A 506-nucleotide genomic window follows, 5' to 3' on the forward strand; every position below is an offset into this window, starting at 1 on the left:
TCACTCCTTGGTATTTGGTTGCAACTATATTTTATAGGAATGTGATTTCTATGTCTATTTTTTATACATTTCCATACAAAAATAGTGCTGATGATTTCTCACCAACACTATTTATTATAGAACCTAAAAAAATTAGACCGTAGTTTCAAGCTGCGGTCTTTTTGTTATATATATTTATTTTAAAAATCTTGATTTTTTAGGGTAAGATAATTTCCAATCTTCAAATTCTTCGTCTGTTATCTCATCGTTGTAATGCTTTTTTCTCATCTCATTCCATTCTATAAGAAAATTATTGAAGTCTACATCATTTGATAAAAGTCCAGTGATCTCTCCATCACCTGCCAACGGTCTAAACTTCATGTCTTTTTCATAATCAAAAATTATATGCATTATTTCAAAAATAGAATTAGGTTCATGATTAATTAATGCTGATATATCACAATCAAGAGCTTCAGATATTTTTTGTAATTGTTCTCTACTTGGAGATCTATTTCCAAGCTCGTAAT

Annotated in this window: 1 protein-coding gene; it reads right to left on the reverse strand. The window is 28.7% G+C overall.

The features are described from left to right. Window positions 1-174: 174 nt before the first annotated feature. Window positions 175-506 (reverse strand): helix-turn-helix domain-containing protein (locus HKO22_RS10645; protein WP_211660247.1); only part of this gene is annotated, 332 nt, incomplete at its 5' end.

This window comes from Peptoniphilus faecalis (assembly GCF_012976305.1).
GTDB lineage: Bacteria > Bacillota > Clostridia > Tissierellales > Peptoniphilaceae > Peptoniphilus_A > Peptoniphilus_A faecalis.